This window comes from Sphingobacterium zeae, from assembly GCF_030818895.1.
Taxonomy (GTDB): domain Bacteria; phylum Bacteroidota; class Bacteroidia; order Sphingobacteriales; family Sphingobacteriaceae; genus Sphingobacterium; species Sphingobacterium zeae.
The window spans coordinates 3,719,263-3,745,487 of the sequence record NZ_JAUTBA010000001.1 but is presented as its reverse complement, the minus strand read 5'-3'; the positions used below and the strand labels follow the sequence as shown (position 1 = coordinate 3,745,487).

The following is a 26,225-nucleotide window of genomic DNA, read 5'->3' as shown; positions in this document are numbered from 1 at the left end:
TTAAATACAAGAAAAATGAAAATAATTATCACAGCAGTTGCTCTGCTATTAGGAGCCTATTCCGCATTCTCGCAAAGTAGTCAGTTTAGGGTTAAAGGAAAAATAGGGAAAGCCAACAATGGAAAGTATGTCAAACTATATTACCAACGCGACACGGTAAAAGTCGTCGATAGTGTGCTTATAACAGGTGGTACCTTTGTTTTACGTGGCCAATTGACCGATCCCACGCTAGGTCATTTATCTATGGACAATATGGAATCCGGCGATCGTATAGATCTTTTCCTTGCGGGGGGGACAGTCCATGTCGAAACAAAAGATTCGTTGAGTTATGCGCGAATATATGGTACAGCATTCACTGAAGCACACGAAAAGCTGGCCCAGAAATTAAGACCTGCCGACCGCAAAGTGATCGATGGATTTGTGCGTTTTAAAAATATGCCTGAGGGCGAGGAAAAAAAAGCGTATGTTACCGAGCTTCTCGCGGGCTTGGACCAATACACACGATTTAAGCGGGAAGTGGTTCATCAGTTTGTTGTAGAAAATCCCGGATCCTATGTTTCCTTATACCATTTAAATCAAGTAGCAGGTGGCAATGTTAATTATGAGACAACCTATCCTTATTACGACAAACTTAGTACTGAGGTGAAAAATAGTGCCTTGGGCAAGCATCTTGGCGACCGCCTGTCGGCGGCCAGAGGAATCCTGACAGGGCAGCTTTATAAAGATTTTGTATCGACAACACCAGACGGCCAGGAGCTGAGTCTGAAAGAGGTGATCGTTAAAAACAAGTATACCTTGCTAGACTTTTGGGCCAGCTGGTGTGGGCCTTGCCGAAAAGAAAATCCGCATGTTGTGGATACCTATGAAGCATTTAAAAAGCAAGGATTTACCGTGCTGAGTGTTTCGCTAGACGATGACAAGACACGCTGGACGGAGGCGATTAACAAGGATGGCATGCCCTGGTACCATGTTTCCAGCCTCAAAGGTTGGAAAGAGCCAGCGGCAGCACTCTATGGCGTTCGGGCTATTCCCCAAAATGTGCTAATTGACAGCCAGGGGAAGATTGTAGCAACAAACCTGCGGGGTGAAACACTTTTCAATAAAGTACAAAGTCTTTTAAAATAACCTGTCAATAGGCAGTTTCTGGTGTGTGTACCCATCTGACAGAAATTTAAGCAAAACAGCTTCCTTTCGGTTAAACTTAAGGAAGCTGTTTTCATATATCTGCATCGTAAATGAATGAATAGAAGATTAGGAAACAATACTGCTATCAAACTGAATAGGTTAATAGTGAGTACCAAATCATATTATCTAGTACAGTTGACATCAGCCTTCTGGCAGCCAGGGTGGCCAAAGAATTATAAAAGCTGGTAGAATGGCGGGGAAAACCTGAATACATACGGTCAGATAACGGCCCAGAGTTTTTAGCAGAGGTTTTTACATCAATGGTGTCATCAAAGCGGCATTGAATCGCGTTATACCCCAGACGGTAAACCTACCGAAAATAGTCGGAAAATACGCTAATGCCTGGGTGTAGATGTATTATAATGCCAGACCACATTATTCGCTAAGACAACTTAAACCTGTAGAATTTTTATTGAAAGATGGGAGACAGGAGTGTTTCCCAACTTTCCAACGAGATAATAAAAATAAATCCGATTGGAATTATTAGTTAGGATTAGATTACACAGATGTATCATAATTTTCTCATTATGTATACAAATCGTATCAATTTAGTTGGTTTACTAACCCTGTAAATATTTTTTATTTAATTTATCTTATCTTAAGTTAATAAAGATATTTGTGTTTAATTAATTGACATAAATTAATCAATTGTAAATTGTCTGTGCTAATTCGATCATAAATCTGAATACCACATGATAATTCTTATGTAACTGTATAACTAGACGAAATTATCGAACCTAAAAAGTAGCTTATTTTCTGGTTAAGAATTGAATATTATGTGTGAAGTACGTGCGACTCTAATAAATGAAGAGGATGTAGCCATAAGAGTTAACTTGCACAAGTTAAATAATATTTTCATTAATTATATAAGGTATGTCGATGGGTTAAAAGACCTTAGGACCGATGTGTAGTGTAAATGTTTTTCCAATGAATAAAATTAATGTGATAATTATAGAGGATGAACTCCTTGCTACTAAACGATTGCAGCGTTTAGTAGCAAATATTGAATGTTTAAAATTATTAGGAAGTTATCAATATTTGATAAACGCTAAGGAAATTTTAGCGTCAGGTGGCGTAAATTTAATGATTTTAAATATTCAGGCTCAAGGAAGTGAAACGTTACGGTTTATAAAATCATTGTCCAATCCTCCTTTTATAATTATCGTCACTCACCAGCGAGAATTTGCAGCTGATGGATTTGAACTTGAAGTAATAGACTATATACTTAAGCCATCGCTAACGCAAGAAAGGTTTGAAAAAGCGATAAACAAAATTGGGAATTTTATCATTTTGCAGAAAAATAAACAATTGGATCAAATCATTAAGTTTAAAGATGGCCATAAATCTTTATTCATTAATTCTGGTCATATATTCTATATTAAAGCTTTAGGAGATTATGTGCAAATTATTACAAAACATGAAAATCATACAGTTTCTACAACTCTTAAAGATCTCGAAAAGACGCTAAATGAAAAAGGGTTTGTCAGAATTCATCGATCTCATATTGTCAATGTAAATCAAATAAAGGCAGTAGATGCTATTCAAGTGAGCTTAAAAAATAATTTAAAGTTAGATATAGGTTTAAAATATAGGAATAACTTATACAGCATAATGGGGCTATAAGATTTTATAAGATATTTTTTCAGAACTCTTTTCTCAGTGTATTATTGATAGAAATTTAATCTATATCTATTTTATATATAAAAAAAGCTAAATAATTTTTTTTCTTCGCTCTTTTCGAAACAGTTAAACTTAGATTTAATATCGGAATCTATTTAAACCTGAAAAATATCAATTTGGTCGAAAAATATTCGTCAGCTTTGGAATAATAAATATTGTACTGTTATATTAGATTAGTTAATATTTATTAATTCAATTTAAAGTAATTTATTATGAACAAAAGAAAAATTATGAAAGCAGTATTTGGAAGCCTTGCTGCAGTTACGATGTGTTTTGGATTTGCACAAAGTTCGACTTTGAAAAGTTCCCTTAGTCCAAAAGTCGCAAGAGCAGCCTTTGACGTTAGCTGTTACTGTGCTTTTTGGGGTGGTAACAATAATTGCGCAGCGAATAATGGGGGTAGCCAATGTGCTCCGTCAGGCTCGTCAAGTTGTTCTTCTTACAACTCTAATTGTGAAGGTTAACATTTGAACTAATTCCAAGATAAGAGGTGATGTAATTGTTGCCTCTTATTTTATCATGAAATGAAAAGATACTAAAATATTCTATGAAACGTGTTGTTAAATTTTCAGTGCTTGCTGCCTTTATATGTTTTTACGCATGTAAGTCTGAAAAGAAGTCGGACTATTCCACTGCAAAAAACCAGAGTAAAAAATCAATAAAATTTAGTACCGTTGCTATTGATTCTGTTCAATTGGACTCCATCAATACATCATATGTCGGAGAAATATATATTAAGGATAATTCTCTATATTTTTTAGATTCCAGATTTTGTTTTCTTCATGAATTTCAGAAGGATGGAAGCATTGTTCATTCGTACATCGGACAGGGAAGTGGAAAGAATGAACTCCCAGTGAAAAACGTTACCTTCTTTTCATTCCTCCCCAACGGAGGGTCATTTTTTATGGGTACGGGATATGACTGTTATATATTCAACGAAAAATTTGAAAGGATAAATGACTATGCGGTAAATTGGCGTCCAACGCATACATACGAGGAACTTTTAGACAAACCAGATGCATCAGTACCCGAAATGTACTCACTAATGTACGGCGGCAAGGTAAGAGCATACGATGATAATCTCATCTTTCCCATTGTATCTCAACACCAATCCTATAATCCAACAATGAAAACTTACGCGGCAGATGCACGGATTTTTGCCAGTATGTCCTTAAAAAACGGCTATATTAAGGATGTGTATGGCGGATTCCCGCAATTCTTTTCAGAAAATTTTGATTTTATGGTATTTGGATTCCCAATCTTCGATATTGATCAAAAGAATAATTACAAACTTTCTTTCGGCGCGGATAGCCTTATTTATGATATCGACGATAACATGAATGTTAAAAAATCTTTTGGCTTTCAAGGGAGAAACATGAGGACAGGACTAAAAAACACATCAGATATGGAACTATTTAATTCTAATTATCATGAACAGTCAAAGTTAAATGGTCATTACACTTTTCTAGAATTTTTTGAAGACAAAGATCTTTTATTTAGAGGATATAGTAAAGGTATTAGTGAAGCTAGCGACGGACTTCAGATCTACAAAGAAAATATACTTATAGCAGATGTAGATGTTCCTAAAGGGTTTCGAATGTCAGGAATAATTGATAATGAAGTTTATTCCAACGCCTTCATTGACCAGTCAAAAAATGCCATTAAGATTTATAAATTCAAATTAACCAACTAAGCCACATAAAATGAAATTTTCAGTTCTAGTTGTAGCGACATTTTTTCTATTTTCTTGCGTAGAAAATGGTCAAAAGCCAGAAACAGATGCTAATCAAAAAATTGATAGACAATCTAATGCTGAGATTCAATTTGATAAAGACAAGGTCGATTTTGGAGTAATACCACAAGACACATTAGTAACCGCATTATATCAAATCAAAAATATAGGCAGTGATACTTTAAAAATCACCGATATACAACCCGACTGTAGCTGTACGAGTTTCTATGTTTCAAAGTTTAAAATTGCACCTAATGATACAGCGTCGGTAAAGCTAAACATAAATACTTTCCATAAGCATGGTAACATTGAGCAATATACCGTCTTAGTAACGAATACCAAAAAGAAATTCTATTCATTAAAAAATACTGCAGTTGTGAATTAGGTCATGAATAAGAAAAAGCACTCCATTGTTTTAGGGCTATTTGTGGTTTTTGCTTGTATCATAATAAGCATTTTATATTCAAGAATTGATTATTACATCGTGTCAACTGAATCTATGCTACCGACTATAAAACCAGGAAATTACATATTGGTAAAGGTATTTAATCACGATTCGGATCCTATTAACGATAATTATTTACTGAAAAGCAGAATTTTGGTTATTAAAAAGCCTGTTACTGAAGACACGGTCATCTCGAAGGGAGCTGCATTAGATGTTTTCGTAAAGCGCTGCCATGGAATACCTGGCGACACGATTCGGATTTCAAGAAAAGATCTTGTTCATAAAGTCAGTAACTTAAGAGATCAATTTAATAAAAATATATTTCCGCATGATTCGACTATCCGTTGGTCTGCTACCCAATTTGGTCCGCTATGGGTGCCAAAGAAGGGGAGCACAATCTTGTTGAATGCCAAAAACATAGTGTTGTATAGTTCAATCATGAGGTATGAAGGGGCTTCATTTATCCAAAATCGAGGAAAGTACTTTCTAAATGGCAAATACGTCGATCATTATACATTTAAAAATAATTACTATTTTTTTCTCGGTGACAATTTTTATTCTTCCGAAGATTCTAGATTCTGGGGGCTGGTTCCAGAAATAAACCTGATAGGTAAAGTGATTAAAATTATCTAAAATGTATCTCTAATCAATCATTATATATTCTACCATCATGTTGAAACAATATTCTAATTCCGCTCTATTGAATCTTATATTTATTATTGTTCCTATATCGGTACTTTATTCGTTAGTACTATCTTTTTCAAGCCAAGGCAATTTCTATCTTAATTCAGAGAAAGTAATTAATACAACACTATCAATAACAGTGTGCATAATCACAATTGCAATTCAATTCACATTTCAGGGGGGAAAAAAGTTTCAACTCCCTAGCGTCAATGTAGTGGATATACTAGTGGGAACGTGGACAATATACTTAACAGTCGGAGTAGCATATTTTGATATAATTCATAATGAAAAATTTTATACATTTTCGCTCGCCATTTTATTCTATTTTCTTGCTAGGATCATAATACCATCCTGTAGAAAAATAAGATATCAAGGAATTTTAAATCGAGCGCTTATTTTGTTGTCTTTACTTCAAATAATCATAGTTTTGCTTCAATATCTGGGATACCTCCCAGTTTTTGATGATAATTTTAAGGTTACAGGGACTTTTAAAAATCCAGCGCCTTTAGCATTGTTTCTTTGTGCTATTTTTCCTGTCTCATTATCAGCTTTACTTTTTTCGAATGATAATTCATTAAAAACAATCTCAATTATTAATGTTATTTCCACTGCTAGCGTTTTGTTTGTTACCCAGAATAGAGCATCTCTTATAACCGTCTTATTGATATCATTGATAATGATTTTTTATCGTTATCAATTTGCCAATAAGCTTAGGAATATTGGAAGACGAACCTATCTAATAGTATTACCATTAAGTCTCACTTTGGTCGTAGCCCTATTTTATTATTTGATTAAATATAAAGTTGCGTCTTCTGATGGTCGATTATTAATATGGAAGATATCAACCGATATAATTTCGCGAAATCCCTTTTTTGGGACTGGGTATGGTTCGTTTAAGCTGAATTATACTAGGTGGCAGGTAGCATACTTTGAAAAATATCCACAATTTTTAAATGAAAAATATTTGAGTGATTTACGTGTAAGAGATATTGCGGGATATGTTAAAATATCGTACAATGAATATTTAGAAATGATTTTGGAGCAAGGAATAATAGGCTTCCTCATTTTTGTTATTATACTATCAATTGTTATTCTGAGGTATATAAAAATTAATAAGGGTAATGAAACCTTAGGTTATTTTTTTTCGATAATTTCCATTTTAATAACGGGGTTATTTTCCTATCCCTTCTATTCCTTGCCGACCCTTTTTTTATTTACATTATTATTGGCTATTGTCATAGCCAACAGTGATTATAAAGAAATTAAACTAAATCGCCTTTTGTCAATATCTATAGTTCTTCTGCTAGTCGGTGTCGCCATCTTTTTATGCTTCAGAGCATTCCATATGCGAAAGGACCAAATCAATTTGTTAAAAGCTGAAACTTTATTATTTAACAATGATCCGATAAAAGCAGAGATTATATTCGAGAAATTAGCGGATTCTCAATCAGGTAACCCAGATTATCTTCTGAATTATGGCAAATGTCTTTATTTAAATAGAAAATTAGCTAAGGCTAAGCATATCTTTATTGCCGCTCTTTCATTGGACTACAACCCAATGGTTCATATTAATTTGGGAAACCTTTATAAAGAAGAGGGAAATATTGATAAGAGTGACTTTTTTTATAGGAAGGCAATTCTTATTAACCCTTCTCATCTTTATCCAAAATACCTACTGTTTAAGTTGTATTACGACAATAATTTAGAAGACGAAAGCCGAAAAATTGCAACGGAGATTATAAATTCAAAAATTAAAGTCAGAACAAGCCTCTCCGAAGAGATTTTGAAAGAAGTTAATCGGTATTTAAGATCACCACGAAATTAAGAACCGGTTTTTCAAAAATTCAATAAATTTTTTAACAAACACGGTAACCGACATTTATTTCTTGCGTCTAACAAGAAAAGTAGGATTAAAAATATAGATTATGAATTTTCAACAGTTAATTTGGATCGCAGTTGCGATAAGTGTACTCATTTCAATTTTTGGCGTCAGCTATCTGAAACATAGGGAAAATATGTTTCTTATCCGTAGAAATCAATATTTAAAACAAGGGCCTAATATATCTGGATATTTTTCAAGTGGGTTAATTTTATTGGGGATATGTATTGGTGTTACAGCTGGTTTGATTCTAAGACCGTACATAAATAGCGAAATTATACCTGGCGCATTGTTATATATTTTGTGCGTATCATTTTTCTGCGGAATCGCTCTTTTAATTATATACTATTATTTTAAAAGTTTGAAATAGAATATGCTAAGGGGATTAATATCGCGGGTTGTATGTTTGCTTTTACTTTACATCTCAATTTTCAGTATGTCAAATAGAAAACTATTTGCACAAGAGCACTTTGAGATTAGAGGAAAAGTGGTTGATTCCGCTGATAAAACTCCTTTAAGCAATGTTTCCATTACATTTCTCAGATCTAAAGATTCAATATTGATCGCTAGCACTAGGACTAAGGAAGATGGTAGTTTTTCAATAAAAAGCTTAGTGCTAGGTAACTATTTGCTATCTGTTTCCCACCTACGTTATACATCATACAAAACGAGATTAAACGTTACAATCGTTGGAAGTATACCAACCCTGGAATTGATAAAACTTGAAAGGAAAAGTATAAAACTTGAAGAAGTGCTTGTCAAGTCAAAAAAGGTGGCAGCCATCACCCTTAAGGGAGATACGTTAGAATTTCAGGCGGATAGTTTTAAAGTGCGAGAAAACGCACGGGTTGAAGATCTATTACGGCAGTTTCCAAATTTTGAGGTTGACAAGAAGGGCAATATTACAGCCAATGGAGAAAAGGTAAAAAGAGTGCTATTAGAAGGAGAGGAATTTTTTGGAGATGATCCGACTTTGGTAACCAAGAATATTCGTGCAGATATTGTCGAAAAAATTCAATTGTATGATGGCGATAGTGAACAAACTCAACTTGGCGGAAATAATTTTGGTAAAAAAGAGAAGACTGTTAATGTCACTTTAAAAGCTAATAAGAAAAATGGATACTTCGGCAAGTTGCAGGTAACTGGAGGTACCCCGAAAATATATGATTCCCAAGCTATGTTAAATTCGTTCAGTTCAAAACGCAAGCTTGCGGGCTATGGTATATTAAGTAATAATGGAATTACAGGTTTGGGTTGGGAAGATAAAACCAATTTTAGTAACAATGAATTCGGAATCGACGAGGTTGATGGAAGTGGAGGTAATTTCGAGGGTAAAGGAATTCCAACAGTGAAAACGGGGGGAGCACATTTTGACGAAAATTTTGTAGCCAAAAAGTATTATATCAATGCCAATTATAAAATTGCAGATTATAACACACGAGGATTTGAGAATTCCGTAATTGAAAATATTCAACCTGACAACAGTTTCACACGTTTCTCTAAAGAAGAATTCAATACAAATAATTTAAGAAATAAGGCTGACTTGAGAATAAAAATGGCGCTAGATTCAGTCAATACATTTAATCTATTTCTAGAAGGGCTAAAAAGTAAAAACAATGTTCAAAGCATGTTTTCGGATAGCAGTATAAGGCAAAGTGGAATTAAAATGAATGAGAGCCAGCGGGATATCTATCTAAACGGAGACGGCTCTAGTTTTAATGGTTTCTTCGTGTGGAATAGGAAATTCAGTCCATTGAGTTCTATTTCCATTCGCTTAAACAGTTCAAATGCTAGGGCAGAAACCGAACGCAATTTGTATGCAAAGAATTTATTTTATAACCTTTCGGATGAAGAAGATCAGCTAATAAGGCTGAATGAACGTCGTTTTAATACGAAAACTAACCTACAGTATGGTGGGAAAATTGCATACAACAATCAATTTGGGAAAGCAATAACTTTAATATCAGAATATGAGTTGTCATTACAACAATCTGATAATACTACTGAAATTTCCGATATTGACACCGCGTCGTCTGTTTTTCATACTGCAATGAAATATAAGCTTAAACAAGCTACTCATAAATTAAGGGCGTCGTTTGAATATTCACAGGCACATATCCAGATGAAAATTGCTCCTGGTATTGAGCTTAATCAGCAAGATCAAGTAGATTTTTTTAATAATAATAACCTCAATAGAAAGTTTGTCAATTGGTATCCAAATTTAGAAGCCAAATATATATTTCCGAGAAAAAATAGGTTATTGTTTAACTACAATGGCAACACCGTACAGCCCAATATAAGTCAGGTTCAACCTATACAGATTAATGATGATCCCTTGAATGTTTTTGTGGGCAATCCATTGCTTAAACCTGCATTTAAGCAGTCGTTTAATCTAAATTATAGGGATTACATGTTAATGGAAGATAAAACCATCCTATTAAATGGTCTATATGCAGTGGAACAACACGCTATAGTTCCTAAAATTACGATAGATTCAGTTGGAAAAAGTATTTATGAGTTTGCTAATCTTTCAGAATTTGAACAAAAATCATTTGACAGCTACCTAATTTATTCCTTTAGATTGTCGCCGATTGATATTAAGATTAATAGTGATGTTGGTTATAGTTTTGCACAAACAGCCAATTATATTAATGAACTTTTGAATGAAAATAAAGTACAGAGACTTAATTTCTCATTAAAATTTTCAAAAAGAAATCCGGAAAAATATGATATCTCAATTTTATTCAATACAAAATATAATACGATCAAATCTTCGTTGGATGAAAATCTCAATGCTAATTATTGGACATATTTAATTGTTCCAGAGTTTTTGTTTTATCCATCCAAGAGGTATGAACTTTCATTAAATGGGACTTACGATTACCAAGAGCCTATCAATGTATTTAGTAAAAAGTTCGAACGATGTATTGTAAATTTCTCTACTGCTAGATCATTTTTTAAAAATCAAAATTTGGTAGTTAGAGTATCTGCAAATGATATTCTGAACCAAAATAAGGGTTTTTCAAGATCTGTAAATAATAATTTGATTGTTGAAAATACCTACTCCTCGATCGGAAGAAACTTTTCACTTGGCTTGATTTGGGAGATTAACAAAATGGGAAATTAAAATGAATCACAATATGTACAAAGAAACAAAAAATGATATGATAAATATTCAAAGAATAGTGTTAATTACTATCGCCCTACTTTTCTTCTTTGGCGATTCCCACGGGCAGCAAAATGTTTCGACGTCAGGTATCATTCAATTCCAAAAGAAGGTGAATAACCATGCACAATTTAAAAATATGTTTGATGATCAGACCCCGCAAGGTAAAAGATTGATTGACAACTTTACAAAAATGACAGAGCCATTCGATACGTTTTATTTTTCTTTGGAGTATGCAGACAATAATACGTTGTACAAATCCGAAGAATACGTTGAAAGCAGAAACATATTAAGTGAGATTACTGCTCAAAATGCCGTATTTACAGATCTAGATCAAAAACATGCTATTTCAGCAATGACCATTTTTGACAAAAAAATTAATATGGATGAAAAGACCATGTCGATCAAATGGAAATTGACAGATGAAACACGCAACATAGCGGGATACAATTGTATTAGAGCCAATGGAGTGTTTGGCGACTCTATCTATGTTGTGGCATTTTATACTGAAGATATCGCGTTGTCCGGTGGACCAGAGCATTTCAATGGTCTGCCAGGAATGATTTTGGGAATCGCATTACCACATGATCACGTCACCTGGTTTGCTACTAAGGTTTATAAACGATCTACCTCTGGTCCCCTGCAGCGAGAATTTGGGGGGGCTAAAATAAGTAGAAGTGAGATACCTGGGTATTTAAAGAAAGCAGTTATTCCTAAGATAAAAATCAAGGAAGAGATGTTTGATAGAATCATGTACTAACCTAAATGGTATCTGATACAAATAAAACGAGTGACGAAAAACTTATTGAGGAAGTTTTTAATGGAAATATGATGTCTTTTTCGATTTTAATAGAACGGTATAGTTCGTTTGTTTTTCAAATTGTTATCAAGATTACTGGTGATAGAGAATTTGCAGAAGAGATTACGCAGGATATTTTTCTCAAGGTATATAAAAACTTACATAAATTTGAGTTCAAGTCTAAATTTAGTACCTGGTTGTATCGTGTGGCCTATACCACGACAATCTCTGCGAATAGAAAAGCATCTAGATTATTTTTAGTAGAAGATTTCGAGCAGCAGTATTCTAATGAGATTTATGAAAAAGAAGCCGAAGTTGAGTGGCTAGATAAAGGTCAGTTAAATATGGCCTTTAAAAAAGCTCTATCTGACCTTGACGAAGCCGATAATTTGATCATAACATTATACTATCTAAATGAACAGTCTATTGAAGATATATGCACAATTTTAAATCTCAAGAATAGTGCGGTTAAAACCCGACTTCATCGAGCTAGAACACGATTAAAAAAACTCTTAATATAAATTTTTCCGAGATGTCTGAACACGAGTACACCGAAAATATGCTTTGGAATTTTGTTGATGGCAATCTTTCCGAGCAGCAAAAAAAACATTTGTTACGGCAATGCGCTGTCAATAAAGCGTTGGCCGATAAACTGCAGGAGATCAAATCTGCCCACTCCCAATTGAAACATTTGATGGAAGGATCTATTACCCCCGGACCTCCATTAACTAAAGCCGTCATATCAGAAATAAATAAATTTGAAATGGCGAAAATGGAATCTGATAAAAGATTTGACTCTGGTGTTATCATAGCCACTTTTTTGATACTTATTGGTTGTTTATGCGTTCCCTTCTATTATTGTATCACAAACGAAGCTTATAAGGACAGTCTTTTAGCCATCGTTAACAATGATTTCTTTTTGAACTGTATTCTCGTTGTATTAACTTTCATCGCTTCACTATTTGTTTCTTCCAGGATTAGGCTGTCGCTATTGAAAGAAGGTCTTATGCGTAATTTTTAGACCCAACATTTTAATGTACTATTACGCTCCTTGAACAGATGATTTGAGAACAATTGGTGTTTTTTATTAACTGACTTAACCTCTTTATGATGAAGTTTTTTTTATTTTTTGTTATCGTATTATGCTATGCATGCGCTCAATCAGCAGATGCAGATCTGGAAAATACCTTAAATAGCGCTGGTAAAAATAGGCCAGAACTAGAGTATGTTTTGGATTATTATTCAAGACATGATGAGGACAGCCTAAAATATAAATCTGCCAAGTATCTTTTGGAGAATATGACTTACCATTATTCTTATAAACCTAATAAGAAGATAGATAGCATGCTACATCAGATTGAGGCAGTGATGGATAGTGTATCAGGCCTATCCAATTCTTTAAGGGATAGCATTTATAGAGAAATGCTAGCGAAGTACGAGAAACTTCCTTTCGAACGAGTCTATGATACCAAGGTAATCACATCTAAATTCCTGATTAATAATATTGAAAATTCCTTCAAAATTTGGCAAAATAGTGATTGGGCTCGACATTTATCATTCGATGAATTTTGTGAGTTTATTTTGCCCTACAAGATTTATGATGGTCAAATACTTGATAACTGGAAGGAATACTTCTTTAAAAAATATAATGATAAATTGGCTAACCTAAAATACGCATCTTTACCTTCACGAAGTTCATATACAGCATGCAACATCTTAAACGAAGCATTAAGACAGGATATGAACCCTCAGCTAAATTCCAGCCAAAACTTTACAATCATAAGTATGAAGGTATTATCTAAGATCACATCTGGCCCTTGTGACAGTTACACCTATTTGGCTAATGCTGTAATGAGAGCCAATGGTATACCTTCGGGAATGGATTTTACTCCACAATGGCCATTTAGAAGCTTAGGGCATTCTTGGAATTTTTTAGTAAACAATACCAAAAAAGAAATCGTCTTCGAGGCCGCGGGCGACAAGGTAGGAACCCCTCATAAATTGGACCATATCATGGTCAAAGTCTTTCGCAAAACATATAAAATAAATAAGGATATTGAGGAATTAATAAAAAAGCAAAAAAATAGGGTACCCATACTTTTTTCAACCCCCTATATACAAGATGTGACTGACAAATATATGGAAACCGCAGATATTAAAGTAAACGTCAACACTGACGATCCGTATGTTTATTTAGCAGTATTTGATAACGCTGAATGGAAAATCTTGGATTTTGCCAAAAATAAAAATGGAATAGCCTATTTTAAAAATATCGGTAAAGACGCCTTATTTTTACCCGTAAGACAAGCGGAGTTAGGTGTTGAAGAGATAGGCCCACCATTTATTCATCATCCCAACGGAACGATAGAGCTGATACAAGCCGATACTACTAAAAAGCAGGAATTGAAATTGTTTAGAAAATACCCCATGTTAGAAAATGTATATGTTTCAAATTTGAGAAAGCTCGGTATGAAAATTCAGGGAGCTAATAAAAGTGATTTTAGTGATGCCGTTACTTTCCATGTATTTGACAATTTTGATACGGATGTTAAAATCAATAAGCAACGTCAAAACTTTCAATATTGGAGATTGCTTTCCGCCGAAAATGGGCATTCCAATATTGCCGAATTATACTTTTATAAAAACGGTGATAAGAAGCCATACGTTGGGAAGGTTATTGGAACTCAAGGATCTTGGGTTCCAGAAAAAAAATACGAAAAAGGAGCAGCATTCGATCACGATTTATTAACCTTTTTTGATGCTCCTGAAGGTTCCGGAGGTTGGGTGGGAATGTCCTACGAAAAACCTGTGGAAATTAATCGCGTAGTATGTTTTATGAGAGGAGATGGGAATGACATTGAGTTAGGTGATGAGTATGAGCTGATGTATTGGAATAGTGGCAAATGGCGATCGCTTGGATTAAAAATAGCGGATGATATATCGGTTAATTTTAGCGAATGTCCGCAAAGCGCGCTTTTCCTCTTACATAATAAAACAAGAGGTACAGAAGAAAGGATTTTTACTTATCAAAATAATAGACAGGTGTGGTGGTAATTTGCCAAACTATATATTATTCTAGTTTGTAGAACCTTCAAATAATATTTTTTTTATCAACAGTTTCAATTAAGTGTAATAATCTTGTTTTGCTAACTTTTAAAACATCGAATTCAAGTTGTCTCGTCGTAGAATAACTTTACAGATGGTCTAATACTATCCTTACTTTATAGTTTTCGTTTTACTCCCTCGAGTGGAGTTACAACAATAAAATGGACACTTAGTTAAGCTCCAATATTTTGGTTATTTGTTTTTCTAGCAAACTCCTCTGAAGATAAGTATTCTAAGGCAGAATAAATAATGTCTTTTTCGGTTGTACCAATGTAATCTCCCCTAAAAATAGCTACGATTATTAAAGTAGCTTTATAAATTAGTCCAAATGCTCTACTTCTAAATGCTCCAGTTTTTTTTCAAACTTTTTTCTTACTGATATAGGAAGTGTTCTATGTTTAAATTATTGATAATGAGATGAACTACCTCATATTGATGATTTAGTACCTTATTAATTTAATATATGATTTCAATTTTTAGATATTTGCAAATGGCTCTATTGATAACTTTGGATAATGTCTATAAATTGTACAATCTTGATTCTTCAAAAAAGACGGAAGGAATAGTTATTCTCAATCAGCAAAATGATCCTAAAAAGGAATATACAAATAATAGCCGTCTATTTGATGGTTTATTGTTAGGATTTCTGATACAAGGATCCATGAAAGCACAGATTCATTTTTTAGAATATGAAATGAGCGCAGGGGATATTGCTGTTTTACAGCCGCAATTGATGATGGATACAAAATCATTGAGTGACGATGCCCAAATTGTAACCATTGGTCTTTCGTTAGATTTTATTACAGCATTTCCAATTTTACGTGAGTTTGTAATGAACAACCAAATGAGATGGCAGCCAGTTATCAGACTTCAACCTGAAGAAATTAAGTTGCAAAATGATTTATTGACGCTTATACAAAATTTCTATAATAAAAAACCTAGCCATAATAAAACGGAAATGCTTCGACATCTTGTTATGGTTCTCATAAGTATGATTTCTGAAGTATATTCTTCTTTACCGAGTAACAAAAGCTTGGTTAAAAACCGCACACATGAGATTATAGACGATTTTTATCTACTCATTTCAAAACATGCAAACCAACAAAGAAGCGTTGCGTTTTATGCTAATAAGCTAAATTTAACACCACAATATCTTTCCACCTTCCTGAAACAGAGAACTGGAAAATCTGTATTACAGTGGATTGATCATATCACCATTCTACATGCTAAAACACTACTGAAATCTTCTAATTTATCAATTAAAGAAATTAGCAGCGAGCTTCATTTCGAAGAAACGAGTGTCTTTTGCCGATACTTTAAAAGAATAGTGGGGGTGTCGCCAAAAACCTATAGAAACGAATAATAATTTATGTCCTTTTTATCTGAACTATTTACAGCATATGATTAGCTTTCAGATTGTACGTAAACACCATTAAATTGTCAATACCTGCTATTTATCGCTGTTTAATTTTACAGGATGAAAAAAACAGGTAAAAAAGCAGCTATTGGATTTATATTTATAACGTTGTTGATTGATATTACAGGTTGGGGAATTATACTTCCCGTAGTTCCTAAACTCATTGGAGAACTTATCAATAATGACCTAAGTGAAGCTGCGAGATATGGAGGTTGGCTTGGTTTTGCGTATGCCATTACGCAATTTATATTTGCACCTATAGTGGGTAATCTTAGTGATAAGTATGGGAGACGCCCAATTATTTTAATTTCTCTTTTTGGATTTGCTCTTGATTACGTACTCTTAGCACTAGCGCCTTCTATTGGGTGGTTGTTTTTTGGAAGAATCATTGCCGGTCTTACTGGGGCTAGTATTTCAACAGCTAGTGCATATATAGCTGACATATCGACCGATGAAGATAGAGCTAAAAATTTCGGCTTAATCGGCGCAGCTTTTGGATTAGGGTTTATTATAGGTCCTGTAATAGGTGGTTTGCTTGGCCATTATGGCGCAAGAGTTCCTTTTTATTTCGCTGCTATATTATGCATGGTCAATTTTCTTTACGGCCTGCTTATACTACCGGAAAGTTTAGACAAGGATAAACGTCGGTCGTTTAGCTGGAAACGTGCAAATCCTATTGGAACAGTTAATTTTTTGAGAAAACAGTCAAAAATATCAAATCTCGTCATCGCTTTAATTTTGGTCTATGTTGCCCTCCACGCTGTACAAAGCAATTGGCATTTTTTTACTATGTATAAATTTAATTGGACGGAAAGAACTGTAGGTCTATCGCTTGGTTTGCTTGGCTTATTGCTTGGCTTAGTACAAGGCATTCTAATGAGGTGGACAACGCCAAAATTAGGGGAACATAAAAGTGTATATTTTGGGTTGCTATTTTATGCATTAGGTTTAATGCTTTTTGCATTTACTAATCAAGGGTGGATGATGTTTGTTTTTCTCGTTCCTTATTCCTTAGGTGGAATCTGCGGACCGGCACTTCAATCAATAATCAGTAAAAATGTTCCTGCAAATGAACAAGGTGAACTGCAGGGGGCATTATCAAGTTTAGTGAGTGTTACGGCTATTTTGGGTCCTCCAATTATGACAAACTTATTTTATTATTTCACTCACGATAAAGCACCATTTCAATTTTCAGGAGCTCCGTTTTTTCTAGCATCCATTTTAATGTTTATTAGTGCAATTATCATATATTTTGCTTTTCGACAAAAACGTTAAAAAGAAGCTAAAGATTAAATGCCTCACCCTTCAAATAGCTGAATCTATTTTCGTTCATAGGTTCTGTTTTGTGATAAACAGAAAAGCCACCACCTTGTTTAAGCTGACATCGTAATATAAAATATTATGCTGACAATGAATGTGATAAAAATTAAACCATTGTGCCTTCTTGGTTGTTTGCTAATAATATTAGTATTTTTGAATACGTCAACTGCCAAAAATCAAAAGGCACAATGCAGTGCTTTTGGTACAATTGAAAAACATGGAAAGGAGTATAATACATTGTGATCTTGATACATTTTTTGTATCTGTCGAGCGCTTGGAGAACAGCAAGCTCATCGGCGTACCCGTGCTCATAGGAGGAAACAGCGACCGCGGGGTAGTAGCCTCTTGTTCCTATGAAGCCCGTAAGTTTGGCGTACATTCGGCTATGCCCATGCGGCTGGCCCTGCGCATGTGTCCAGACGCAGTAGTCGTACGGGGCGATCACGACCGCTATAGTCACTATTCCAGTATCGTCACGCAGATCATCGAAGAAGACACGCCCATTGTCGAAAAAGCCAGTATAGACGAACACTACCTTGATGTCTCCGGTATGGACCGCTTTTTTGGCTGTTGGAAATGGACACAGGAGCTCCGCCAGCGTATTATCCGAGAGACTGGATTACCCATTAGCTTTGGTCTTTCTGTGAATAAGACCGTCGCCAAGATTGCCACCGGTACAGCCAAACCCTGCGGCGAAAAGCAGGTGCAGAATGGCACCGAAAAAGGCTTCCTCGCACCGCTATCCATCCGAAAAATCCCAATGGTAGGCGAGAAGTCCTTTACGCTGCTCCGGAATATGGGAATTTCGAAGATCGGCACCCTGCAGCAGATGGAGGTGTTCACCATGCAGAAAGTGCTTGGTGAGAATGGAATCAATATCTGGCGCAAAGCCAACGGGCTCGATGATTCACTCGTGTTGCCTTTTCGGGAGCAAAAGTCCATGTCCAAAGAAAACACCTTTTTGCAGGATACCATCGATATGGATGTACTCCGCCGCACCCTGATCGGTATGGTCGATACACTGGCCTTTGATCTGCGCAAAGAGCAAAAGCTGACCAGCTGTGTCACCCTCAAGATCCGTTATAGCAATTTTGATACCCATACGCAGCAGTTGCAGATCGGTTATACCAATTCGGATCGAAAGCTTACCGATGTGGTGCTTTCACTCTTCAAGAAACTGTATAGCCGCAGGATGCTGATACGCCTTATCGGGATTAAGTTCTCGGGTTTAATTTACGGATCCTATCAGACCGACCTCTTCGACGATAGCGCCGAGGAAGTCAATCTGATGCAGGCCATGGACAAGATCCGAAAACGCTATGGCGCCGAATTTCTGATGAAGGCCATCTGTGCGCCGCTGCCGGAGAAAGGAGGGGATCATGCTCTTAAATCTACATAGTTACTATAGCCTGCGCTTTGGCACGCTCAGCCTGCAGGATCTTATCTCGGGTATGCTTGCTGGCGGTTATGATACCGCCGTACTTACCGATATCAATAACAGTTCCGGTTCGCTTGACTTTATTAAGCTGGGGCGGGCCGCAGGATTGAACCTGCTCGCCGGCATGGAGTTTCGCCACGACGATCAACTTCGTTTCGTCGCCATCGCCAAGAACGAAAAGGGCTTTCGGGAGATCAATGACTATCGGACCAAGCTTAATATGGAAAACCGTGCTGCACCCGAGCGTGCACCCGAATTCGAACAGGTCTTTGTCATCTATCCCCTTAGCAAACTCAATGCTTTTCCGCTAAAGGACTACGAATACATTGGCATCAGACCCATTGAGCGTACACGTGTCCAGTTGATGGACCGAAAGGTGCTTGACCGCTGTGTTATCCTGGCACCAGTGAGTTTTCGTAAGGCCGACTATACCTTACATCGGCAATTAAGGGCCATTGACAACAACCTGCTGATTTCGCAACTGAGCCCGAATCAGACTGCAGCCGAGGACGAGGTATTTATCCCCCGGGTTAAGCTGATGCGGTTATTTTCGGATCTGCCGCAGCTGCTCGCCAATACAAACCGCATACTGGGCCAGTGTTCTTTCAGTTTTGATTTTACCAGCGTCAAGAATAAAGAAACCTTTACGGGCAATCGCTACAACGATAAGCAACTCCTGCACAAGTACTGCATAGATGGCTTCTCCAGGCGCTATGGTCGTCAGGACCGGGTGGCCACCGAACGCATCCAGCGCGAGCTTGAGATTATCGAAAACTTGCGTTTCTCCAGTTATTTCCTCATCACCGACGAGATCTGCCGCTATGCACGAGGGCGCAATTTTCACTATGTAGGCCGTGGATCGGGAGCCAATTCTGCAGTGGCTTATTGCCTGGGGATAACCGATGTTGATCCCATTGCGCTCAACCTACCTTTTGAGCGTTTTCTTAACCCCAAGCGCAAGAGTCCGCCAGACTTTGATATCGATTTCAGCTGGAACGAACGTGATGAGATTTATGATTTTATTTTTAATCGTTATCAGACAGGTCATACCGCACTTATGGGCGCTATGAGTACGTTTCGTTCTCGGAGTATCTTGCGCGAGCTGGGTAAAGTGTATGGACTACCCAAGGGCCGAGATCGACCGCTTGGTGCATGAGCCCGAGCATATGCTCAACAAGAATGAGGTGACCAATACCATTCTGAGCGTTTACAACCGCATGGCCGACTTTCCCAACCAGCGCACCATCCATGCCAGCGGCGTGCTCATCTCCGAGGAACCATTGACCTGTTATTCGGCGATGGACAATCCGCCAAAAGGGTTGCCCACCGTGCAATTTGATATGTATGTGGCCGAAGATATCGGCTTCGAGAAGTTTGATATCCTTTCGCAGCGCGGCATCGGCCACATCAAAGATTGCCGTACCATTGTGCGGGAAAACTTGGGGGTCGTCATCGATACCGACAATCCCAAGCGTTTCTTTCAGGATGCCCATATTGCAGCGCAATTAAAATCGGCCAATACCATCGGCTGTTTCTATATCGAGAGTCCGGCCATGCGGCAGCTGCTCACCAAGCTGCGTTGCGATGATTACCTGACGTTGGTGGCTGCCTCATCCATTATTCGGCCAGGTGTGGCCAGTTCGGGCATGATGAGCGAGTACATCCGTCGGCATCACGACCCCGCGACGGTCGTCTATCCACACCCTGTATTTAAAGAGCAGCTCGAAGAGACCTATGGCGTAATGGTCTATCAGGAAGATGTAATGAAAATTGCCAATGCCTATGGTGGACTCGATATGGCCGATGCCGATGTGCTGCGGCGTATGATGTCGGGCAAATATCGCAGCAAAGACCACCTGACCGAAATTGAGGATAAGTTCTTTTCAAACTGTAAGGCCAAGGGGTACCCCGAAAAAACCAGTCGCGAGATCTGGCGGCAGATGGAAAGCTTTGCGGGCTATTCCTTCAACAAGGCGCATTCAGCATCCTTTGCAGTAGAGAGTTATCAGAGTCTTTTCCTCAAGACCTACTATCCTTTGGAGTTTATGGTTGCGGTTCTCAACAATTATGGTGGCTTTTACAACCGTAAGGTCTATGTCAATGAGGCCCGAATTTCAGGTGGCAATATCTGCCTGCCCTGTGTCAATCAGTCGGTATTTAATACCTCCATTCGGGGTAAAGATATTTACCTCGGTTTTGACTGCCTGCTCAATTTGGAAGGTAAACTGGCCCATCGCATTATTGAGGAGCGCGAAGCCAATGGCACGTATACGAGTCTGGAGAACTTTGTTAAACGGACACAGACCGGTATTGAGCAGGTCGTTATCCTGATCCGCGTTGGAGCCTTGCGCTTTACGGGGACGGGCAAAAAGCAATTGCTGTGGGCGGCACATCTGATGATGAGCAAGCATAAGCCTGTGGCAGCGGGTATAGCACTGTTTGAGACCGAGAGTCGCAAGCCTATACTGCCACCTTTGGAAGAAGATATCCTGGAGGATTATTACGACGAGATGGAGCTGATCGGCTTTTGCGTCACCGGGACGCTTTTCGACCTTACAAAAAGCGATTACCGTGGCGATATGCCGGCCCGGGAACTCCATCTGCATGAAGGTAAAATAATTCGGATAGTGGGGGACTTTGTCTGTGAAAAATTTGTCAAGACCAAGCGCGGCGACCTAATGAAATTCGGCACTTTCCTCGATGCCGAGGGACGCTTTTTTGATACGGTACACTTTCCACAAACACTGGTAAAATATCCGCTCCTTGGTGGAGGAATCTATTTGATCGAAGGTAAAGTTGTTGTCGAATATGGCTGTCCATCTATCGAGGTGATACGCTGTGCCAAGATGCCGCTAAAGCCCGATCCGCGGAGTGAATAATGAACTTCTGAGTCATATCATTAAAGAATTTTTATGTGTAGCTGTAAGTGTGTAATCAATTTTGATTACATTTGTATTATGGAAAAAAGTATGGAACGTTTTAAAGGAATTCATCCAGGGCTTATCTTAGAAAGAGAGCTTAAAAGGCGTGCGATTAAGCCAAGTCCATTTGCCCGCTCTATAGATACACAAAGACAAATATTCAATGCAATCATAAAAGGTAAACGCGGCATTCCAGTACCTTTATCATTGAAAGTTGACCAGGCACTAGGAATTGAAGAAGGGACTTTTGCGTTGTTACAAACTTTTTATGAAATAAAAAATGCAAAAATAAACATTGGAAGTATAAACAAGCCAGATTTGACTACTTTGCGAAAAGTTCTTTTTTGGGACACTGATGTCAATAAAATAGATTGGGAAAAACAGGCTAAAGCCGTAATTCATCGTATTTTCGAAAGGGGAAATCAAGAAGAGAAAAATGAGATACTAAGGTTTTATGGCAAGGAGCAAGTTCAGCAGGCTTTATCTGAGCCAACAACAGCTCCAATGTTGTTGCATAAACATTAGCGCAAATAATTATGTTATATTATAATACTGTTAATCACCTATTAAGAGATACACTATTAACACTAATGAAAGCGGATATTTTTTCAACTTTTCGATTGGTTGGGGGAACCGCTTTAAGCTTGCATTTAGGCCATAGGGAATCTGTCGATATTGATCTTTTCTCGGATGTTCCATATGGTAGTTTAGACTTTGAGTCAATTGACAATTACTTGAAAGATACTTTTTCGTATGTCGATCACTTGTCCAATATTGCTCCCGCTATGGGAAAGTCTTATACGATTGGAAATGATAAAAACAACAGCGTTAAATTGGACGTTTTCTATGCAGACCCGTTCATTCAAGAACTTATCGAAGAAGATAATATTCGTTTAGCCTCAATCGAAGAAATTATTGCCATGAAGCTCGATGTGATTCAGCGAGGAGGACGTAAAAAAGATTTTTGGGATTTACACGAGTTATTAGATAAGTATTCGATTTCACAAATGGTTGCATTACATGAAAAGCGATATCCGTTTTCTCACGATGAAAAAACGATCTTGATTAACTTAATCAATTTTGAAAATGCTGATAATGACTTTGATCCTGTGTGTTTAAAAGGTAAATATTGGGAATTTATTAAAGCAGATTTTGAGGAAGTAATAGGTAAGATTTAGTTGTGGGATTCAGACTGGGAGCAAAGGAGGGAAGAGCCTTGCAGCTGCCGCAAGACGCCGATAAAATCGAACGCTTGTTAACAACAGTATCAGGCTATCGGATCTTCCACAATCCCATCTACAACCTATCCTTAGCATATGGCCGGGTAGTGGCTACGATTACCGATGGATCCAGCCCGGGTTGGTCAAGTCTGGTCACTCAAGATGGGCCTTTGGCGCAAAAGATGTGACGTTTTCACAAAACGAATTGGAAGCAGTTATAAGATATATTCTATAAGATTATGTTATAGTCTCGCGCGATACTGCTGTGGGGATAGTCCAAAATATTCTTTGAATAGATTGGAAAAGTTCGGTACACTTTCATACCCAATTTGATAAACAATCTCAGCGATATGCATATCCTTATTTTCCAATAATTGAAGCGCCTTTAGAAGGCGATGTTGTTTTATAAACTGGAATATGGTGATCTGCATTTCTTTCTTAAACTGTCTAAAAAGTGTCCGCTCCGAAAGAAAAAAATTAGCGCTAATCTCAGCGATTGACAATTTATTGTCGAGATGTTGGAGGATATACGTGCATACCTGTATCATCAATTCACTTTTTGCAGGCGTAATTTGCAACAGGATCGGTTTTGCCAATAGTATGGGGAGCATAGACTTAAAGGCCTCTAAGGTGGATGCGGTCAACGTGTCATGGTCTTTCAGCTTCCAATGTTGTTGGCCAAAAAGCAAAAAATGATTCAACAATTCATTTGATGGATACACCTTAACGTCGTCGTGCATATTGTTCATATCGACAAAAATGGTTTTTAGTGCCAGTTGCTGGGAGCGGGAAATGAGTTTGTGCGGGACATGTGCTGGAATATATACAAAGAAAGTACTCGGTACACAGAAGCTGGCTTTTTCTGTATAGATAAAGAGGGTACCATTTGTTGGGCTAAGTACCTGTACTTGTTCATGGGCATGCATTTCTGTATTGAATTGTCCATAGTTACGTAATTCAATTGTGCCATCGCAGAAGTTCTTGGCACATTGAACGAACGGGATGGTGGATTTTGGCATTATTGAATAACAATTGTTTTATTTTCAAATATATTAAATTTTATAGTTCTGGTACTTTTGAGTTATAGAAATAAGTTGAATATGAAACAAGTTAAGATTTTTGATACTACTTTACGTGATGGAGAACAGGGGCCGGGCTGCCAATTGACACTGAATGATAAATTAGAAATTGCTGAAAAACTCGATGCAATGGGGGTAGATGTGATAGAAGCAGGGTTTCCAATAAGTTCACCTGGAGATTTTAAGGCAGTCACAGCGGTTTGTAAACTGGTGAAAAGGGCAACCGTCTGTGCATTAGCTAGGGCCAATAGGAAAGATATTGAAGAGGCCTCTTTGGCCTTGAGTACCGCCAAGGTGGCACGGATTCAGCTCGGAATTGGAACATCGGACATTCATATTAAACATAAGTTTAATACCACTCGTGAGGTAATCTTGGCAAAAGCGTATGAGATGGTGGCTTATGCTTCTGATAAATGTGACGAAGTACAATTTTTTGCTGAAGATGCTGGCCGCGCTGACAACGATTTTTTGGTTCAAATGACCAATACGGTGGTTGAAGCGGGCGCAAAAGTTGTAAATCTTCCTGATACCAATGGTTTTTGTACACCGTTTGAGTACTTTGAAAAGATAGCCTATGTAAACCAGAATAGAAGGGAAAAAGAGAACGCAATTCTTTCTGTCCACTGTCATAATGATTTAGGTATGGCTACAGCGAATAGTATAGCTGGGTTAATGGCAGGTGCGCTTCAGGTGGAAGGAACGATTAATGGTGTCGGAGAACGTGCGGGAAATGCTGCCTTGGAAGAAATTATTTTGACACTCATTGTAAAGGAAAATCTAGGTATTGCAACCGGAATTGATCCAAAATATATTGTAGAATTAAGTAGTATGGTAGAACGGGCAATGTCAAATCCTGTACAGGCCAATAAGGCCATTGTTGGCAAAAATGCTTTCGCGCATTCTTCCGGCATCCACCAGGATGGCGTATTGAAAGACCGTAGAAACTATGAAATTATTGATCCCCAAATCATAGGAGGAAAGTTGCCTGAATTGTTTTTATCGGCAAGGAGTGGACGTGCCGCATTGAAAGATCGATTAAAAAATATGAAAATAGATTTCCCGGCTGAACATTTTGAAAGTATCTATAGTAGATTTCTTGTTTTGGCAGATCACAAACGTTTTATTGAAGATAGCGACCTCCGACGTTTGGTTTAGGTGTACAACAACCTGATGGCAATCCATTGTAGAATATTTGCTCACAGAAACTCACAAGGAAATTTTTTCTTTGATTACATGTCGAAAAGAATATGGCGACAAAACAAAGGGCTGAGGAAAGAGCAAAACTTGCTGAACTTAAAAGTATGCTAAACTTGAGAGGTGCTTGATTCTTACCCACTACTGTTTGAATTCGCCTATTTTCTAAATTTAATTAAAGTTACCTTTGCATGGATATTAAGAGAAATATTATGAAAAGACTAAATGGAAAAGTCGCCTTAGTAACAGGATCATCCAGAGGAATCGGAGCAGTTACCGCAATAGCCTTGGCAGAAAACGGAGCAAAAGTGATCGTGAATTATAATGGAAGCAAAAATGCTGCAGACGAAATTGTTGAGAAAATTAAATCCAGCGGTGCCGAAGCGATTGCTTTAAAAGCAGATGTAAGCAAAGAAGCCGAAGTGGAAAATCTTTTTAATGAAGCCATTGCAGCTTTCGGTAAATTGGACATACTCATCAATAATGCTGGCATTATGATGACCAAACCTATCGCACAAACGTCGACCGAAGATTTTGATCAGATGTTTAACATTAATGTGAAAGGCGTTTTTAACACCCTTCGTCAGGCGGCTACGAAATTGCACGATGGCGGAAGCATTGTCAACCTAAGTTCTACAGTTACCCGTACACTTTTCCCTGGTTACGGCACTTATTGTGCAACAAAAGGGGCTGTGGAACAGTTTACCAGAATATTTGCGAAAGAAATGGGCAGCCGTGGTATTAATGTGAATGCGGTCGCACCGGGACCTACCGAGACGGAACTTTTTCTGGATGGAAAATCCGAAGAGGGAGTGGCAAGATTAGCGGCCAGCAGTGCTTTTGGAAGATTGGGACAGCCTGAAGATATCGCTAACTTCATCGTCAATATGGTGAGCGAGGATTCCAAATGGGTTTCCGGGCAAATCATAGGCGCGAATGGTGCGATGGCATAATGCTGAGA

Annotated in this window: 22 protein-coding genes; 21 read left to right on the top strand and 1 reads right to left on the bottom strand. The window is 37.3% G+C overall.

Annotated elements, in window-relative coordinates; translation table 11 throughout:
- Positions 1-15: 15 nt before the first annotated feature.
- The 19 genes from QE382_RS15795 (at position 16) to QE382_RS15705 (ending at position 23,179) form a co-directional block, all read left to right on the top strand.
- Complete coding sequence (locus tag QE382_RS15795; protein WP_307186752.1) at positions 16-1,125, top strand: TlpA disulfide reductase family protein; 1,110 nt, start codon at positions 16-18, stop codon at positions 1,123-1,125.
- Between the two features lie 987 nt (positions 1,126-2,112).
- Positions 2,113-2,808: a LytR/AlgR family response regulator transcription factor gene (locus QE382_RS15790; protein WP_307186751.1), complete on the top strand. Its 696-nt coding sequence runs from the start codon at positions 2,113-2,115 to the stop codon at positions 2,806-2,808.
- Positions 2,809-3,412: 604 nt separating this feature from the next.
- Positions 3,413-4,558: a hypothetical protein gene (locus tag QE382_RS15785; protein WP_307186750.1), complete on the top strand. Its 1,146-nt coding sequence runs from the start codon at positions 3,413-3,415 to the stop codon at positions 4,556-4,558.
- Between the two features lie 10 nt (positions 4,559-4,568).
- The gene (locus QE382_RS15780) at positions 4,569-4,982 is read left to right on the top strand and encodes a DUF1573 domain-containing protein (protein ID WP_307186749.1); all 414 of its coding nucleotides are present in this window, start codon (positions 4,569-4,571) and stop codon (positions 4,980-4,982) included.
- A gap of 3 nt (positions 4,983-4,985) precedes the next feature.
- The gene (gene lepB / locus QE382_RS15775; RefSeq protein WP_307186748.1) at positions 4,986-5,675 is read left to right on the top strand and encodes a signal peptidase I; all 690 of its coding nucleotides are present in this window, start codon (positions 4,986-4,988) and stop codon (positions 5,673-5,675) included.
- A gap of 37 nt (positions 5,676-5,712) precedes the next feature.
- Positions 5,713-7,551, top strand: coding sequence for an O-antigen ligase family protein (locus tag QE382_RS15770; protein ID WP_307186747.1), 1,839 nt, complete (start codon positions 5,713-5,715; stop codon positions 7,549-7,551).
- A gap of 490 nt (positions 7,552-8,041) precedes the next feature.
- On the top strand, positions 8,042-10,732 hold the full coding sequence (locus QE382_RS15765) for a TonB-dependent receptor (RefSeq protein WP_307186746.1): 2,691 nt from the start codon (positions 8,042-8,044) through the stop codon (positions 10,730-10,732).
- 13 nt (positions 10,733-10,745) lie between these two features.
- Entirely contained in the window at positions 10,746-11,531 is a 786-nt protein-coding gene (locus QE382_RS15760; RefSeq protein WP_307186745.1) for a GLPGLI family protein, read from the top strand.
- Between the two features lie 5 nt (positions 11,532-11,536).
- Entirely contained in the window at positions 11,537-12,091 is a 555-nt protein-coding gene (locus QE382_RS15755; protein WP_307186744.1) for an RNA polymerase sigma factor, read from the top strand.
- 11 nt (positions 12,092-12,102) lie between these two features.
- Positions 12,103-12,591, top strand: coding sequence for an anti-sigma factor (locus QE382_RS15750; RefSeq protein WP_307186743.1), 489 nt, complete (start codon positions 12,103-12,105; stop codon positions 12,589-12,591).
- 86 nt (positions 12,592-12,677) lie between these two features.
- Complete coding sequence (locus QE382_RS15745) at positions 12,678-14,624, top strand: hypothetical protein (RefSeq protein WP_307186742.1); 1,947 nt, start codon at positions 12,678-12,680, stop codon at positions 14,622-14,624.
- A gap of 514 nt (positions 14,625-15,138) precedes the next feature.
- On the top strand, positions 15,139-16,038 hold the full coding sequence (locus QE382_RS15740; RefSeq protein WP_307186741.1) for a helix-turn-helix domain-containing protein: 900 nt from the start codon (positions 15,139-15,141) through the stop codon (positions 16,036-16,038).
- A gap of 114 nt (positions 16,039-16,152) precedes the next feature.
- The gene (locus QE382_RS15735) at positions 16,153-17,367 is read left to right on the top strand and encodes a TCR/Tet family MFS transporter (RefSeq protein ID WP_307186740.1); all 1,215 of its coding nucleotides are present in this window, start codon (positions 16,153-16,155) and stop codon (positions 17,365-17,367) included.
- A gap of 262 nt (positions 17,368-17,629) precedes the next feature.
- Positions 17,630-18,811 carry a DNA polymerase IV gene (dinB, locus tag QE382_RS15730; RefSeq protein WP_293952325.1) on the top strand — a complete coding sequence of 394 codons (1,182 nt, stop codon included), beginning with the start codon at positions 17,630-17,632 and terminating at the stop codon, positions 18,809-18,811.
- A complete protein-coding gene (locus QE382_RS15725; protein ID WP_307186739.1) occupies positions 18,792-20,006 on the top strand; it encodes a PHP domain-containing protein in 1,215 nt (404 codons plus the stop codon). The genes dinB and QE382_RS15725 overlap by 20 nt, the downstream gene beginning before the upstream one ends.
- Positions 19,966-21,729: a helix-hairpin-helix domain-containing protein gene (locus QE382_RS15720; RefSeq protein ID WP_307186738.1), complete on the top strand. Its 1,764-nt coding sequence runs from the start codon at positions 19,966-19,968 to the stop codon at positions 21,727-21,729. Before QE382_RS15725 ends, QE382_RS15720 begins: the two co-directional genes overlap by 41 nt.
- Before the next feature lie 78 nt (positions 21,730-21,807).
- Positions 21,808-22,296 (top strand): helix-turn-helix transcriptional regulator, encoded by a 489-nt coding sequence (locus QE382_RS15715; RefSeq protein WP_293888470.1) that lies wholly within the window; start codon positions 21,808-21,810, stop codon positions 22,294-22,296.
- A gap of 65 nt (positions 22,297-22,361) precedes the next feature.
- Positions 22,362-22,949, top strand: a complete 588-nt coding sequence (locus tag QE382_RS15710) for a nucleotidyl transferase AbiEii/AbiGii toxin family protein (RefSeq protein ID WP_307186737.1) — start codon at positions 22,362-22,364, stop codon at positions 22,947-22,949.
- Positions 22,950-22,951: 2 nt separating this feature from the next.
- A complete protein-coding gene (locus tag QE382_RS15705) occupies positions 22,952-23,179 on the top strand; it encodes a hypothetical protein (protein ID WP_307186736.1) in 228 nt (75 codons plus the stop codon).
- 54 nt (positions 23,180-23,233) lie between these two features.
- Here the strand turns inward: QE382_RS15705 and QE382_RS15700 are convergent, their stop codons facing one another.
- Entirely contained in the window at positions 23,234-24,010 is a 777-nt protein-coding gene (locus tag QE382_RS15700; protein ID WP_307186735.1) for an AraC family transcriptional regulator, read from the bottom strand.
- Positions 24,011-24,091: 81 nt separating this feature from the next.
- Here QE382_RS15700 and QE382_RS15695 point away from each other — a divergent pair, with 81 nt between their 5' ends.
- Positions 24,092-25,225 (top strand): 2-isopropylmalate synthase, encoded by a 1,134-nt coding sequence (locus QE382_RS15695; RefSeq protein WP_307186734.1) that lies wholly within the window; start codon positions 24,092-24,094, stop codon positions 25,223-25,225.
- A 251-nt stretch (positions 25,226-25,476) separates the two neighbouring features.
- Positions 25,477-26,217 carry an SDR family oxidoreductase gene (locus tag QE382_RS15690; protein ID WP_307186733.1) on the top strand — a complete coding sequence of 247 codons (741 nt, stop codon included), beginning with the start codon at positions 25,477-25,479 and terminating at the stop codon, positions 26,215-26,217.
- Positions 26,218-26,225 lie beyond the last annotated feature (8 nt).